This is a genomic window from Halorhabdus sp. BNX81 (assembly GCF_029229925.1).
Taxonomy (GTDB): Archaea; Halobacteriota; Halobacteria; order Halobacteriales; family Haloarculaceae; genus Halorhabdus.
In genome coordinates this window covers 592,655-607,589 of sequence record NZ_CP107254.1, presented here as the reverse complement: position 1 = coordinate 607,589, position 14,935 = coordinate 592,655, and the positions used below count along the sequence as shown (strand labels likewise).

14 protein-coding genes are annotated in these 14,935 nt (G+C 68.1%); 7 read left to right on the top strand and 7 right to left on the bottom strand.

Annotated features, from left to right (window positions below):
- Window positions 1-43 precede the first annotated feature (43 nt).
- The 5 genes from HBNXHr_RS02900 (at window position 44) to HBNXHr_RS02880 (ending at window position 4,482) form a co-directional block, all read left to right on the top strand.
- Entirely contained in the window at window positions 44-1,507 is a 1,464-nt protein-coding gene (locus HBNXHr_RS02900; RefSeq protein ID WP_275883101.1) for a nitrogenase component 1, read from the top strand.
- Between the two features lie 21 nt (window positions 1,508-1,528).
- On the top strand, window positions 1,529-2,599 hold the full coding sequence (locus HBNXHr_RS02895) for a 2-isopropylmalate synthase (RefSeq protein ID WP_275883100.1): 1,071 nt from the start codon (window positions 1,529-1,531) through the stop codon (window positions 2,597-2,599).
- Between the two features lie 110 nt (window positions 2,600-2,709).
- Entirely contained in the window at window positions 2,710-3,462 is a 753-nt protein-coding gene (locus HBNXHr_RS02890) for a type 1 glutamine amidotransferase (RefSeq protein ID WP_275883099.1), read from the top strand.
- Between the two features lie 9 nt (window positions 3,463-3,471).
- Entirely contained in the window at window positions 3,472-3,960 is a 489-nt protein-coding gene (gene tsaA, locus HBNXHr_RS02885) for a tRNA (N6-threonylcarbamoyladenosine(37)-N6)-methyltransferase TrmO (protein ID WP_275883098.1), read from the top strand.
- A 120-nt stretch (window positions 3,961-4,080) separates the two neighbouring features.
- Window positions 4,081-4,482: a universal stress protein gene (locus HBNXHr_RS02880; RefSeq protein ID WP_015788778.1), complete on the top strand. Its 402-nt coding sequence runs from the start codon at window positions 4,081-4,083 to the stop codon at window positions 4,480-4,482.
- Window positions 4,483-4,491: 9 nt separating this feature from the next.
- Here the strand turns inward: HBNXHr_RS02880 and HBNXHr_RS02875 are convergent, their stop codons facing one another.
- From HBNXHr_RS02875 to HBNXHr_RS02865, 3 genes are all read right to left on the bottom strand, one after another.
- Window positions 4,492-5,514, bottom strand: a complete 1,023-nt coding sequence (locus HBNXHr_RS02875; RefSeq protein ID WP_275883097.1) for an ABC transporter ATP-binding protein — start codon at window positions 5,512-5,514, stop codon at window positions 4,492-4,494.
- Entirely contained in the window at window positions 5,511-6,263 is a 753-nt protein-coding gene (locus HBNXHr_RS02870) for an ABC transporter permease (RefSeq protein ID WP_345893719.1), read from the bottom strand. Before HBNXHr_RS02870 ends, HBNXHr_RS02875 begins: the two co-directional genes overlap by 4 nt.
- A gap of 112 nt (window positions 6,264-6,375) precedes the next feature.
- Window positions 6,376-7,359: an extracellular solute-binding protein gene (locus HBNXHr_RS02865; RefSeq protein ID WP_275883095.1), complete on the bottom strand. Its 984-nt coding sequence runs from the start codon at window positions 7,357-7,359 to the stop codon at window positions 6,376-6,378.
- A gap of 87 nt (window positions 7,360-7,446) precedes the next feature.
- Here HBNXHr_RS02865 and HBNXHr_RS02860 point away from each other — a divergent pair, with 87 nt between their 5' ends.
- Window positions 7,447-8,154: a TOBE domain-containing protein gene (locus tag HBNXHr_RS02860; RefSeq protein WP_275883094.1), complete on the top strand. Its 708-nt coding sequence runs from the start codon at window positions 7,447-7,449 to the stop codon at window positions 8,152-8,154.
- 22 nt (window positions 8,155-8,176) lie between these two features.
- On the opposite strand, the gene HBNXHr_RS02855 is transcribed toward HBNXHr_RS02860, so the two are convergent.
- The 4 genes from HBNXHr_RS02855 to HBNXHr_RS02840 form a co-directional block, all read right to left on the bottom strand.
- On the bottom strand, window positions 8,177-10,171 hold the full coding sequence (locus HBNXHr_RS02855; protein ID WP_275883093.1) for a helix-hairpin-helix domain-containing protein: 1,995 nt from the start codon (window positions 10,169-10,171) through the stop codon (window positions 8,177-8,179).
- Window positions 10,172-10,307: 136 nt separating this feature from the next.
- The gene (locus HBNXHr_RS02850; protein WP_345799499.1) at window positions 10,308-10,535 is read right to left on the bottom strand and encodes a DUF2892 domain-containing protein; all 228 of its coding nucleotides are present in this window, start codon (window positions 10,533-10,535) and stop codon (window positions 10,308-10,310) included.
- 147 nt (window positions 10,536-10,682) lie between these two features.
- The gene (locus HBNXHr_RS02845; protein ID WP_275883092.1) at window positions 10,683-12,482 is read right to left on the bottom strand and encodes a PAS domain S-box protein; all 1,800 of its coding nucleotides are present in this window, start codon (window positions 12,480-12,482) and stop codon (window positions 10,683-10,685) included.
- A 101-nt stretch (window positions 12,483-12,583) separates the two neighbouring features.
- Window positions 12,584-13,615 carry an LLM class flavin-dependent oxidoreductase gene (locus HBNXHr_RS02840; RefSeq protein WP_275883091.1) on the bottom strand — a complete coding sequence of 344 codons (1,032 nt, stop codon included), beginning with the start codon at window positions 13,613-13,615 and terminating at the stop codon, window positions 12,584-12,586.
- 413 nt (window positions 13,616-14,028) lie between these two features.
- On the opposite strand from HBNXHr_RS02840, the gene larE reads away from it, so the two are divergent.
- Window positions 14,029-14,874, top strand: coding sequence for an ATP-dependent sacrificial sulfur transferase LarE (larE, locus tag HBNXHr_RS02835; RefSeq protein ID WP_275883090.1), 846 nt, complete (start codon window positions 14,029-14,031; stop codon window positions 14,872-14,874).
- Window positions 14,875-14,935 lie beyond the last annotated feature (61 nt).

The window sequence follows — 14,935 nt, the reverse complement described above, 5'->3', positions numbered from 1 at the left end:
AGCAGAGCGAGACCTCGGGAAGTGCGAACGGAGGTGGGCCTCCGTGAGCGGCGAGGCTGACCAGCGGGAAGCCTCGGAGAATGCGAGCGGCGGAGCCGCGAGCACCGACGACATCCCCGAAGGCGTCCCCGACGAGGCCGAAGCCTGTTCGCAGGACCGCACCGGGTTCATCAATCCGGTGCGGATGTGCGCGCCGATCGGCGCGATGATCGGCACGCTGGGTGTCCACGGCGGCGTCCCGCTGATTCACGGGTCGAACGGCTGTGCGACCTACCCGCGCCACGAGATGAACCGCCACTTCGAGGAGCCCGTCGAGACGGGCGTCACCTCGCTGACGGAGGGTTCGACGGTCTTCGGCGGGGCGGACAACCTCATCGAGGGCTTGGAGAACATCTACGAGCGGGTGGACCCGACGATGATCACGGGCATCTCGACGTGTCTCTCCGAGACGATCGGCGACGACATCGAGGGGATCGTCATGGAGTACCAGGCGACCAACCCCGAGGTGGACGTGCCGATCCTCTCGGTCAACGCGCCGAGTTACGTCGGCACCCACATCACCGGGATGGACAACTTCGTCACCGAGGTCGTCCAGCGCTTCCCCGAACCCGGCAAGCCGACCAACCGGCTGAACGTGATCCCCGGCTGGGTCGATCCGGGCGACATCCGCGAACTTCGGCACATCTTGGAGGAGATCGGCGCGAACCCGCTGTGGCTGACCGACTACTCGGATCCACTTGACGGCGGGCTCTACGAGGAGGACCTCGACCATCCGCCCGGCGGCACGCCGATCGAGGACCTCGAAGACGCCGCCAACTCCCGGGGGACGGTCGCGATCCAGAAGCACGTCGGTGGCGAAGGCGCACGGCTCCTCGGCGAGGAGTACAACCAGCAGGTCAGCGTCGGGCCGATGCCGGTCGGCGTGCGCAACACCGACCGGTTCGTCGAGGCTGTCACCCAGATCACCGGCCTCGATCGCTCCGAGCGTCTGAAAAAGGAGCGCGCCCGCCTGCTCGACGCCATCGTCGACGCGCACATGTACCTCTCGGGGCTGCGCGTGGGCGTCTTCGGCGACCCGGACTGGATCGAGGGGATCACGGAGTTCCTCGCCGAGGCCGGGTCCGAACCGGTCCACGCGCTCACGTCCTTTGAATCCGACGCGTGGACCGAGGACATGCTCGCGGTCGCCGATCGCCACGATCTGGACCTGCACGTCCGCCACGAGTCCGATCTCAAGGAACTGGAGGACATGCTCGACGACGAGCCGGTCGATCTGCTGGTCGGCCCGTCGAAGGGCAAATTCCTCGCCGACGAGCAGGACATCCCGCTGGTGCGCACCGGGTTCCCCGTTGAGGACCGCTTTGGCTACCATCGCCGCGCGACGGTCGGCTACCGCGGGTCGATCAACCTGCTCGACGACGTGGTCAACGCCTTCCTCCGCGGGGGCAACGAGCGACTCGTCTCGAACACGACGCTGGATACCGACCTGGAGGGTGGGGTGCGCTAGCGTGCCATCCACGCGTCGCCCATGAACGCAAACACGAGTCCGTACAATCCGGACATCGACGGCGAGCCGACGCTGTACGACACCACGCTCCGGGACGGCGAGCAGACCCCGGGCGTCACGTTCGACGCGGAGGAGACGTTCGAGATCGCAACCCGGCTCGACCGCGCGGGCGTCCCGGAGATCGAGCTGGGATTCCCTGCGATCTCGCCGGCCGAACGCGAGGCCGTCGCCGAGATCGCGTCCGCGGGCCTGGACGCCGAGACGCTGGCGCTGGCCCGCACTGATCCGGACGACATCGACGCGGCGGCTGACTGCGGCGTCGACCGCGTGACGATCGTCGCGCCGGCCAGCGACGGCCACCTCGACGCCAAGACCGGCTGGGACGTGGGCGGCCTGCTGGATCGTGTCGGGTCGATGGTCAGACACGCGCTCGCCCGCGATATCGCGGTGACAGTCTCGGCGGAGGACGCGACCCGGACGCCGATCGATCGCTTGCGCGAACTCGCCCGGACAGCCGAGCGGGCCGGTGCCTCGCGGGTTCATCTGCCGGACACGACCGGCGGTGCGAGTCCGACCGCGATCGCTCGGCTGGTCGGGGCGGTCGATGAGTCACTCGCCGATGACACCGAGGTCGGCGTCCACTGTCACGACGACTGCGGGCTCGCCGTCGCCAACACGCTGGCGGGCCTGGCCGCCGGGGCCGACGTCGGTGCCGTGACCGTCACCGGCATCGGCGAGCGTGCCGGGAACGCACCCCTGGGTGCGGTTGTCGTGGCGCTGGAGGCGATCCACGGCGTCGAGACCGGGATCGACACCACGGGGCTGTCGACCCTCGCGCGGACGGTCGCCGAACGGAGCGGCCTCGAAATCCCGGCCACCCAGCCCGTCGTCGGCGAGCACTCCTTCACCCACGAGTCCGGCATCCACGTCGACGCCCTGCTGGAGGACCCGGCGACCTACGAGGGGCTGGACCCCTCGGCCGTCGGCCAGTCCCGCCGGATCGCGCTGGGCAAGCACTCCGGGAGTACCGCGCGGGCGCTGGCCGACCGGGCCGACGGTGCCGGCCCTGCCCGCGAGGACGACCACCGCTGACCCGCTCGGTCGCCTGTCAGTGGCGGCCAAAGGCCCGCCTATCCCGATCGAGTCTGGCGGTATTTGCGCGAACGACAACCGTGAGACCTCTTCCGGCCGACGCCCCGCTCATGCACGTTCAGTACCTCCAGCACGTTCCACACGAGGGCCCCGGTCGAATTGCCGAATGGGCCCGCGACCGTGGCCACACGATCGAGGGGGCCCACCTCTACGACGGCGATTCGCTGCCCGAACCTGCCGAGTTCGACTGGCTGGTCGTCATGGGCGGGCCGATGAGCGTCCACGACACCGAGGCCCATCCCTGGCTCGCCAAGGAGAAACGGCTGATCGCCGAGGCGATCGCGGCCGGCAAGACCGTCCTCGGGATCTGTCTCGGTGGGCAGTTGCTCGCGCAGGTCCTGGGGGCCGAGGTTCGCGAGCACGACCGCCGCGAGATCGGCTGGTACCCGATCGAGGCGACCGATCGCGCCCGCGATTGGCCGCCGACGGCGGATTTGCCCGATCGGTTCCCCGTGTTCCACTGGCACGGCGACACCTTCGCGATCCCGGACGAGGCCGATCGACTCTACGGCAGCGAGGCCTGCGTGAATCAGGCGTTCGTCTCCGAAGATCGGGTCGTCGGGTTCCAGTGTCACCCGGAGGCGACTGCCGAAAGCATCGCGGCGCTGATCGAAGCGACCGAGGTCGACCCGGGACCGTCCGTCCAGGATCCGGAAACCCTACTCCCGGCGGCCGACCGGCTCGAAGACCTGCGCTCGTATTGCTACACTCTGCTGGACGGACTGGCCGAACAATGCTCGTCACCGCCCGGTTCCGCGACTAACCCGGGGTCGGACCGGGAGATTGACGGGCCCGGGCGGTGAGCGACAGCCATGTCCGACGAATCCATCACCTACGAACCGATCGGCACGATCCACTCGCCGTTCGAGTCGGCGGTCGATATGCCGATCCAGCCGGCCGGGTCCGATGCCCGGGGGACCGTCGAACTCGAAGAAAGGTACGTCGAGGGCCTGGCCGACCTCGGGGGCTTTTCGCACTGCATCCTCCTCTATCACTTCCACGAATCGCCCGCGGACGCGCCCCTTTCCGTCGAGCCGTTCCTCGACGACCGGCCGCGGGGCCTCTTCGCCACGCGCGCCCCGCGGCGACCCAACAACGTGGGCCTCTCGGTCGTTCGGATCGAGGCCGTCGACGGCCCCACCATCGACGTCTCGGGCATCGACGTGGTCGACGGGACCCCGCTGCTCGACGTGAAACCGCTGGTCGGCCGCTTCGACGTGCCCGACAGCGTCGAGGACGGCTGGATCGCTGCGAGCGACGACGCGGTCGAGCAGCGCCGGGCGGACGACCGCTTTCGGTGACGGAGACGTTCGACATACGTTTGATTTATTTTCATATTGCCGGTTGGACGCCCAAACGACGTCGCAACTATTGCCATTTTCCGGTTATTATTTCCGCTTTCTGGTCGAGTTCGTCGATTGATGTACACGGTACTGATGCCGGTCGACAGTAGTCGCGCCCGTGGAACAGCCCAGGCCGAGACCGTCAAGGCCCTGCCTGATGCCGCCGAATCCGTCGACGTGACGGTGCTGTACGTCTTCGCCGACGAGGCCGACGCCGATGGGCAGACGGTGGCGGACGTCCCCGGCGGCGAGGCGGCGATCGAGCGTCTCGAAGGGACCGACGTCGAATACGAGGTCGAGTCCCGGATCGGCGATCCCGCCTCGGAGATCCTGAACGTGGCCGAGGAACTCCCCGCTGACCAACTCGTCCTGGGCGGTCGCAAGCGCTCGCCGTTCGGCTCGCTTTTGTACGGCAGCGTCACCCAGGCGGTCGTGCTCGACGCCGACTTGCCGGTGACGATCACCGGCCGCTCGAAGTAGCGAGCCCGCTCACCCCTCCTGTGGGAGGAGCCGACTCGCCTCGGGATCGATCCCGACGCGGCAGCGATCGCCCGCCGACAGGTCCGCGACTGCCGCCCGATCGACCCGGGCCCGGATCGGATCGCCGCCGGGCCAGGCGCAATCGACCAGCGCGTCGCCGTGCTGGGCGGTGATCGAGACGACCCGGCAGTCGAGTGCCGTTGCTGGATTCGACGGCGCGAGCGTCGCGTCGGCGGGCCGGACCGCTATCGTCACCTCGTCGACCCCGACATCGTCGGGAACCCGAACTGTCGTCGGGCCGACATCGACGACTGCCCGGCCATCGCCCCGCTCGACGACGGTCCCGTCGATGAGTGTCTCGTAGCCGACAAACTGGGCCGCCTGTGGTGTCTTTGGCGACTCGACGACTGTTTCGACCGGGCCGGTCTGGACGATCGCGCCCTCGACCAGTACCGCCAGCCGGTCGCCGACGATCGTCGCCTCCTGTCTGTCGTGGGTGACGTAGAGCACGGGCACCGCCAGATCGGCCAGCACCTCGCGCAACACGACGCGTAGCCGCCGGCGAATGGGGGCATCGAGGCTCGACAGCGGTTCGTCCAGCAGGAGCGCGTCGGGATCGGCCACGAGCGTGCGGGCGAGTGCGACGCGTTGTCGTTCCCCGCCCGAGAGCGTCTCGGGAGCTCGGTCGAGCAGGTGGTCGATTTCGAGTCGGCTGGCCGCCGTCTCGATGTCGTCCCCGTCGTTCGAACCGAAAGCCAGGTTCTCACGGACGGACAGATGCGGGAACAGCGCCCCGTCCTGGAAGACCATCCCGACCGCTCGGTCCTCCGGCGGGCGGCCGTCCAGCCGCTCGCCGTCGAGGATAACCGTCCCGCCGTGCTCCTCGAAGCCAGCGATCGCCGACAACAGCGTCGATTTCCCGGTCCCCGAGGGACCAAGCACGGCGGTCACGCCGGGCGGGACCGTCAACGAGAGTGGGCCGACGGCCGTCGCCGGGTAATCGACCCGGAGATCGCACACGCGTAGGGTCATCGATCGACCCCGATCGACGCGCCGACGTACTGCAGGGTGGCGACGACCGCCAGCCCAGCAGCCAGCAGTGCGATCACCAGTGGGGCTGTCGCCTCGACGCCGCCCGAAATGTACGTCACCCAGATCTGGGTCGGCAGTGTGTGTGGCTGGTAGGCGACCATCATCGTCGCGCCGAACTCCCCCAGCGCCCGGGCGAAAGTGAGGACGATCCCGGCGAGGATACTCCCGCGAGCGAGCGGTAACGACACCTCCCGGACGGTCGCCAGCGGCCCCTTGCCGAGGTTGCGCGCGGCCCGTTCGAGGTCCTCGTCGACGGCCCCAAAGCCCGAGCGCGCGGTCACGATCAGGAACGGCGCGGCGACGAACGTCTGGGCCAGGATCACGCCCGCGTACCCGCCCGTGATGTCGAGACCGACTGCGGCGGTCGCCCGCCCAAGCGGCGTGAACCGGCCGACGGCCGACAGCAGCATCGTCCCGCCAACGACTGGCGGCGTGACCAGCGGCAACACGACCAGCGCCTCGACGATCCGCTTGCCGGGGAACTGCTCGCGGGCGAGGACGTACGCCAGCGGGACGCCGAACACCGTCGCGATGGCCGTCGAGACAGGGGCCGTCAGCAGCGAGACCCGGATCGCCGAGAGGACGTCTGGGTCCGTGAACGCCGCCGGGGCCGGGACGCCCACGAAGGCGAAGAACCCGACGAACGGGACCGCCAGCACCGCGAGGAGGACGGCACCGAACAGCGCCAGGCCAACCCGCTGTCTCCGTGCGTCGAACCCCCACTCCTCACGGCCGGGTGGCAAGGCGGGAAGCCGATCGGCGTAACTCACGGCGACCACACCCCGGTCGGGACGGCCCGACTCACGGCACGACACCCCCGGGTGGGTCCCCCTTCGCCCGTGGGAGCGCTGCCGGCACGACCAGGCCAGCCCGTTCCAATAGGTCGGGCCGTCGCGCCAGGAAGCCGACGAACGCCCGTCCGGCCTCGGGCCGGGGCGCGCCGGCGGGCACAGTCGCATTATACCGGATCGGCCGCCCCCGGATCTCCCGGCCCTCCTCGGTCGTGTACGTGGCGGTGGCGTAGTGGTCGGCGAGCGCGGGGTCCGCGAAGTTCAACTCCGGCGGCAGGTCGCGAAACGGGAGGTCGCGGTCGACAGCCATGTTCCGGTAGGCGACGGCGGCCGCCCGGTCGCCGGTTTCGACGGCCGCCAGCAGGTGAGCCTCCTGGGGGTCGACCGTCGTGTTCGCGCGCAGTCGATCGGCCAATTCCGGGCGATCGTAGTACCGCGCCGCGAGGTCGAACAGCTGGACAGCCCGATACCCAAGCGGGTCGAGGTCCGGGTCCGTCCGGCCGATTTCGGCGTCGGCGTCGGCCAGGACGGTCGGCCAGGGCTCGCCGTCGGCCAGGCGGGACCCGGTCGGCGTGGATGGGTTGTAGGCGATGACCACTGCGTTGGTCGCGAAAACGACGTCCCAGTCGGCCGTCTCCGGCCGGAGACGCTCCCGGAGCAACCCCGCGTCGGCGCTGACGACCGCGTCGGGATTGCGCTGGCCGTCGGCCACCATCCGCATGACGGCGTTCGAACCACGGTACTCCCCCTCGAAGGCGTACCCCCGCTCCCGCTTGAAAGCCGGCCCGACCGTCTCACCGAAGGCCGACGCGAGACTGCCGGCCGCCAGGACCGATGCCGTCCGCTCGCCCCCCAGACAGCCGGCCAGCAAACCCGTCGCGAGCCCGGCCACGCCGGTCAGGATGCCCCGACGCGTGTGTGTTCCGGCGACGGCACTGGGGACAGATTTCCCACTGGTCCGGGTCCCGTCGGCCCCCTTCGCGCGTTGTTTCATCGAAGACATAACGGCGGTGTGTCTGCAGGAACATAACGGTTGTCCCGAACCCAGGAATCGAGGCAACGACACCGGGTCGACAGGGCTATGGGCCGTCCATTTGAAGGGTGGGACATGGATGCGGGCTTCGAGGCCCATCTCCGGATCGACGGCGTCGCCTTCGACAGGGCGGACGCCGCGCTCCTCCGGGCGATCGACGAGCAGGGGTCGCTGAACGCCGCCGCCGACGCGCTGGGCCGATCGTACTCGCGGTCCCACGCCCGCCTGACGGATCTGGAGTCGGCCGTCGGGCGACTCGTCGAGCGCCGGCGCGGCGGTTCGGGAGGGGGTGGCAGCCGGCTGACCGAGGACGCCCGGGAGCTGCTTGCTCGCTTCGAGCGCCTGGAGGCCGTCCTCGACGACTCGGCCCGGACCGAGGAGGTGGCCATCGACGGTCGCGTCCTCGACCGCGAGGGGGAACTCGCCACCGTCGAAACCGACGCGGGGACCGTCCGCGCGCTGCTGGCCGAGGACTGCGAGGCCGTCCAGGTCCTCTTTCGCGCGGACGCGATCACGCTTCACCGCCCGGATACGGCACCGCCGGCCGCCGACACCAGCGCCCGCAACCGGTTTCACGGCACTGTCGCGGCGATCGACTACGGTGAAGCCATCGCCCACGTCACCGTCGAGGTCGCGTCGGATATTCGCCTGCGCGTGACCGTCACCCGGACGAGCGTCGCGAACCTGGAGCTTTCACCCGGTGTCGCGGTCGTCGCGGCGTTCAAGGCAGCGGCGACGCGGGCCGTACCGCGGTGATCGGAGCGAGCCATCGGGCCCGTTACTCAAACTTCGCCAGCAGGTCGCCATAAAACTCCGCCACGCCAGTGCCGTCCCCACCATCCTCCGCGAGTTTCTCGACGATGAGTTCCGGCGTCGAACGCGCCAGCGTGTCCTTCCGGGGCGTCCGATCGACCTGTAACTCGCCGTCTACCAGTCCCAGCGCCTGGATGCCGTCGACGCCGATGTCCTGATCGGCCGTCTCGCGGATCTCCCGGGCGAGGTGGGAGACGAACACGGCCGTCTGGTCGCGCTCGGCCAGCGCCTCGAGGATGCCGGCCATGATCTTCGCGCTCGCGCCAGGTTCGGTGATGCTCTCCAGTTCGTCGACCAGCACGAGCGTCTCCCCCTCGCTTGCGGCGTCGGTGACCAGTTCGCCGAAGGAGCGCAACGTGCTCTCGAAGGCCCCGGCGTCGAGCGTCCCCTGGGTCTTGGCGTGGTAGTGGAGGGCGTCGATCCGCCCGACGCGGGCCCGTTCGGCGGGCACCGGCAGCCCCATGTGCGCGAGGATCACGATCAGGGCGAGCAGGTCAAGCGTCGAGGTCTTCCCGCCGCTGTTGACCCCCGAGAGGAGGCGAACGCCGTCGACCGCGTAATCGACCGGTTCCACGTCCTCGAAGTCCACGTCGAGTAGCGGCGATCGCCCGCCCTCGATCGTGATTCCATCGCCACCGATGTCGGGCATTGAGGCGTCGAAATCGGCAGCCAAGCGGGCGATGGCGAGTTCGACGTCGAGTTCGAGTGCGGCGTCGACGAGCGCTTCGGCTGGTTCGCGCATCGACGCCAGGTCGTCGGCCAGTTCCCGCTTGAGCCGCTCGGCCCGCCGATCGCGGGCGGTCGTGAGCTCCTCCCGGAGCCGGGAGACGACGCTTTCCTCACGCTCGACCGGAAACGTGGGTTCGTCCGGGAACGCCCGCTTCGCAATGTCAGCGACGTCCCGCAGATCCAGTGTGTCGATCACGTGCTCGCGGGCCGCTTCGACGGCGTCGTCGTATTCGTCGGCCAGTTCCCTCGAAAGCACCTCGTCGACGCCCGCACCGCGCTCGACCAGCGAGAGCAGGTCCGCCCCCTCGATGGTGACGTCCTGCGCTTCGATCGCTTCCCGGAGGCGGTCGTTGGCGACCGATTCGGCCTCGCTCACGGCGGCGTCGAGGTCGTCGACAGCCGTCTGAAGCCGCCGGAGTTCGTCGTCGCCAGTCGGCATCCCTTCCGCATCGAGTCGATCCAGCGCGGCTTCGAGCGTGTCGAGGTCACAAGATGCGTCGAGAGCAACCGTCCGGTGGACGGCGATCGCAGCGAGGATGCGGTCGCGGTTGTGTGCGAAAAAGGCGATCGGACGCTCGGGCACGACTGACGCCGGATCGTCGAGTGCATCCGGTTCGACGCGGACGTCTCCCTCGACGTCAACACCGGCGAAGGAATCGTCGAGCGCTACGACTGTCGCATAGCCGCGGGCGAGTTCCGCCAGATCACGGCTATCCTCGACGACTTCGACGCTCAACTCCGGGATCGCCTCGCGGGCTTGCGCGTAGGTCTCGCCGTCTGTCGTCGCGAGACATCGATCACGAACTCGGACGTCGCCCGGTCTTTCGAGCGGTTCGACGTCGTCGAGTACCCCGAGGACGGCTTCGTCGGGATCGCGCTCCATCGCACGTTCGCTCAGGGCGCGGACTTCCGCGATACGTGAGTCGCTGGCGCTTGGATACAGCGTTTCGAGCCGTGCAGCCGCGTAGTCGGTCACTGTGCGGGCTTCGAGCAAGTCCAGCACAGACTGGTATAGTTCCCGGGCGCGCGCCGTCGCCAGGAACTCGCCCGCGTCGCCGTGGCGCTCGCGGATCGCCGCGCGGACGATCCGGGCGGCACGACCCTGACTGATGCCGGGTGCCCGCGCGACGGCCGCGACGTCGCCGTTCTCGATCGCCGCCGCTGGATCGTCGAGTTCGGCAAGCGATGCGGCGGTCTTCTCGCCGACGCCGGGGATCGCCGTCAGGTCCATCTATCGATGTCTCGACGCCCCGTGAGAAAAAACCTCACGTCCTGCCCGATCGCCCAGTCACTGCCCCAGCACTGAGAGAGAACGGCCGTCTCGTTTCCGGCCACGGCTCGTCCGATAGTTCTGTGTCCGCCGGGAACTATCGTTCGCAGGTGTCGATGCCAAGCGGCCGATAGAGCATACACTGGCGGGTCAGCCCCGTCCCGAGCATGACTGCCCCGGCGACCAGCGCGATCGCGCCGACGATCGTTCCCAGACTGGACAGCGGGCCGGCGAAGACGGCAGCCCCGACGATCCCGAGGACGATACCGATCGCAATGCGGACGCTTCGATCCAGTGAGCCGACGTTTGGTTCCATTGTACCCATACGTTCGGCGGCTGACCATTTACCTGTTGTGGGTGGCTGTGACAATATCGAGAAGCAGAGTCCCTCCAGCATCGTGCTGACTTGCCGCTGTGTGCTCGACATCCCAGATCAGCCCGTGGAATCACTCGAACGTGACCACCAGTCCGGTCATTCGACAATGTCGACACCAGTGAACTCGAAGCGCGCGCCACCGGCCGCCCCGTCAGTCACGTCAACGGTCCACCCATGGGCCTCGGCGATCTGACGGACGATGGTCAATCCAAAGCCCGTTCCCTCGTCCTGGATCGAGAACCCAGGCTCGAAAACAGTCTCGTAATCGGCCGCGGGAATTCCGGGGCCGTCGTCTTCGACGTAGAAGCCGTCGTCCCCGATCCGACCGACACGGATCGTCACGTCATCGCCACCGTGCTCGATCGCATCCCTGGGAGTCGAAGACGAGTGAGGGCTCCTGGAAGCATGTTCCACGGCATTCCGGAAGAGGTTCTCGAAAACGTGCTGGAGGCGATCACGATCGGCACGAACCGTGAACTCCGTCGCGAGTTCGAGTGTCCCGTCTGCAGTCTCCACCGCGTCCCAGCATTGCCCGACGACGTCCGCGATGGCGACCGGTTCGGTCTCGCCGACGGTCTCGCCTTGCCGGGCAAGCATGAGCGTGTCCTCGATGATGGTCTCCATGCGATCCAATGCGTTGACAACAGGGGCGATGTGCTCGTGGTCTTCGTCACACTCCTCAGCCGCGAGCGTGATCCGGCTCTGGGCGACGTTCAGCGGATTTCGGAGGTCGTGAGAGATGACACCGGCGAACTCCGCGAGCCGATCGACCTCTCGCTCGAGCTGTCGTTCTCGCTCCTTGCGGTCGGTGATGTCCCGGGCAACACTCAAAATCGCCTCCTCGCCGAAGTACGTCACCAGACTCGACGTGATCTCGACAGGGATTTGCTCGCCGGCCTTCGTGATGTGGACGGCCTCGAAGGTCAGCTCCCCCTCTTCGAGGATCGTTTCGATCCGCTCGTCGATCGAGTCCGCGTGTTCGCTGGCGTCGATATCCTGGGGCGTCATCCCGAGGAGTTCACCCTCGTCGTATCCGAGCCGCTCACGGGCTGTCTCGTTGACGGCGAGAAACTGACCGTCGAAATCGTGAACGAAAACGGCGTCGTTGATCCCGTGGAACAGGCCCTCGAAAGTGTCTCTGGTTTCCCGACGCTCGCGCTCGCGTGCCCGCTGTTCGGTGACCTCCCGCAACGCGGCGACGGCACCCTCCACCGTGTCGTCGTTAGCCACGAGCGGGAAGTACCGGACGTCGAACGTGCGATCGTCGCCGTCCGGGCCGGGACGCGTGGTCTCGTAGGCCAGCGATTCGCCGGCCAGCGCCCGGTCGACGGCGGGCTTGATCGCTTCGAAGGTTTCGGTCCCGTAGACGTCGGCGATCGTCAGTTCAGCCGGGATCTCCTCGCCCAGGCCGTGGAATCGCCGGTAGTTTCGGTTGGCCAACTCGTAGGTGTACTCCCGGTCGACGACTGCGAGTTGATTGGTCGAACTCTCGACGGTCTGTTCGTACCGGCGGAGCCGGCGTTCGGTCTCCTCGCGCTCGGTGATGTCCGATCCCGAGACGAGCAGTTCCGTGACGTTCCCCGCGTCGTCCCGAAGGCCAGTGACGTGCCACTTGATGCATCGAATCTCGCCGTCGTCGGTCCGGACCGTATTCTCGTGGATGTCGACAGACTCGTTTCCCTGAACGGCCCCAAGCAAAGCGTCCAGATCGACATCACTACCCGCAGGGACGACTGTCTCGAACCAGTCTGCTCCAAGCAGGGCCGACCGATCGTATCCGAGTACCTGACACCCACGGTCGTTGATGCGCTGGATGACCCCGTCAGCGTCGAGGACGACCATGATGGTGGCCGCCTTCTCGAAGGCTTTTCGAGCGATCGCGTCACCCGTTTCCATTACCATATCTAGGGTCCAGATATGCTTAATTCTGCCTTCCGCCGGTATACTTGCGAGCCCGTGACAAGCCACACGTCAAGCCGACGATGTGCCCGCTCCAGTCAGGGGCGAGGTGAGAGATCAACCCCTGTAGCCAGTAGTTCGTGCGAGCGCAGCGCGTCGTCGTGATCGGCGACGACCTGCTGGATCATGACCTCCTCGACGCCGACCCGGTCCGACAGCTGTTCGAGCAACCCGGACAGCGTTTCGGGACTCCCGGAGATGGCCCGCGGCCACTCGCCAGGGTCGAGGGTGGCCGGTGTCGGGTCCGGGACGCCGCCGAGTTCGTCGATCGCTTCCTCAATTGAGGGCGTCGAGCCGACGACCCCGCGTGCCATCCGCTGGAAGGACGCCTCGGCCACCGCCCGCTTGCGCGCCGCTTGCGCGTCGGTCTCGGCGGCGATGGCGTTGACGGCGACCATCCCCGTGGGTTCGTCGAGGCCGCCGTCGCTGTCGGCGGGCTCGAAATGCTCGCGGTAGGTCTCGAAAGCCTGGGTCGCGAAGCCCGGGCGGATGAACGCCGCGAAACAGTACCGCAAGCCGAGTTGCCCGGCGACTTTCGCACTGGACGGGCTCGATCCGAGCACCCACGGGACCGGCGGCTCCTCGCCGGAGCGGGGGATTTTCAGGTCGCTGTAGGCGTGGTCGTCGGGAAATGCGTCGTAGAGGTGGGCGACGACGGACTCGATCTTCTCGCGGTGCTCGGCGTCGGGGTTCTCGACCCGGCGCTCGGTCCCGAGGGCGCGATCGGCAGCCGGCGAGCCGTTGGCCCGTCCGAGTCCGGCGTCGATTCGGCCCGGCGCGAGGCCGTCGAGCGCGCCGAAAACCTCGGCGACTTTGTAGGGGCTGTAGTGATTGAGCAGGACGGCTCCCGAGCCAAGCCGGATCGAGTCGGTCTCGGCCGCGAGATGGCCGAGCAGTACCTCGGGCGTGGTTCCGGCGAGGGTGTCGCCCATGGCGTGGTGTTCTGCGACCCAGACCCGCGAGTAGCCGAGTTCCTCGGCCTGTTTCGCGGCGGTGACGGTGTTCGCGTAGGCATCGGTCGCGGTGCCGCCCTCGGGGACCGGCGAGAGATCGACCAGCGAGAGATCCATAGTGGAAGGCGGGGACGCCGGGGGGTAACCGTTGGGCTCCCGGCAGTTTCGTGGCCGGGGGCTGTCCCGTCGCCCCGCCCTGGGTAGTGTGTCGTTTCGCAGGGATCGCCTGGAACAGCCAGAATGCCCCGATGCGGTCGGCTCGGTGCGCCGGTCGCGCGCTTCGCTCTCTCGGACGACAGTGCTTGCCCGTTCGCGCCGTCGCCGAGCGCGAGGCCGGCGAGCCGGCCTTGAATGGTCGCGGCGGTTGCACCGCCGCGCACGCCTCGCCCCTTTCAGTCCTGCCCATGCCGGCTGACCAACCGGCCTTGGGTGGGGCTTTCTGGCTGTTCCCAACCGTGACTCGATTAACCAAAGACCACCCCCACCACGGGACAACGGGCTTTTGCGCGTCCATTCCGTACCGCGGTGTAATGGAATCCACCCAGCGGTCCGTCGAGGACAAACTCGCGGCGGCCCGCGCCGACCTGGCCGAGCGCGATGGCGTCCTCGTGGCATTTTCGGGCGGGGTCGATTCGAGCGTCGTCGCCGCGATCGCCGAAGACGCACTGGGCGCGGACGCGGTCGCCTGCACCGCCAGAAGCGAGACGCTCCCCGAGGCCGAACTGCAGGAAGCCAAGCGTGTCGCCGAGGAGATCGGTATCCGTCACGATATCGTCGAGTTCTCCGAACTCGAAAGCGAGGCGTTCATCGAAAACGACGGCGACCGGTGCTATCACTGCCGGTCGATGCGCCTCTCCGCGATGTACGACCGGGCGAAGGAACTCGGGATCGAGACCGTCTGTGACGGGACGAACGCCGCCGACCCCGGCGAGGGACACCGCCCCGGATTGCAGGCCGTCGAGGAACTCGACGCGACCTCACCGCTGCTCGAGCACGACATCACGAAAGACGAGGTCCGGGAAGTCGCCCGCCACTACGACCTCTCGGTCGCCGAGAAGCCGTCGATGGCGTGTCTCTCTTCCCGGATCCCGACCGGCCTGGAGGTCACCGAGGAGAAACTTACCCGGATCGAACAGGCCGAACGCGTCCTCCGGACGTGGGGCTTCGAGCAGTTCCGCGTCCGCGATCACGACGGCATCGCCCGGATCGAGGTCGGCGAGGGCGAACTCGAGGCGGCGCTCGATCCGGAGTTCGTTGCCGCGGCGCGCGAGCACATCGGCGATCTGGGCTTCGAGCACGTCACGCTGGATCTAGAGGGGTATCGGACGGGGAGTGTGAGTCCTGGCGAGGGCGAGGGAAGCGAGCCCTCGGAATGAGCGAGCGGCGAAGCCGCGAGCAGCGAGGGCGAGGCCAACCCAAGGGAGGCCTCGGAAACTA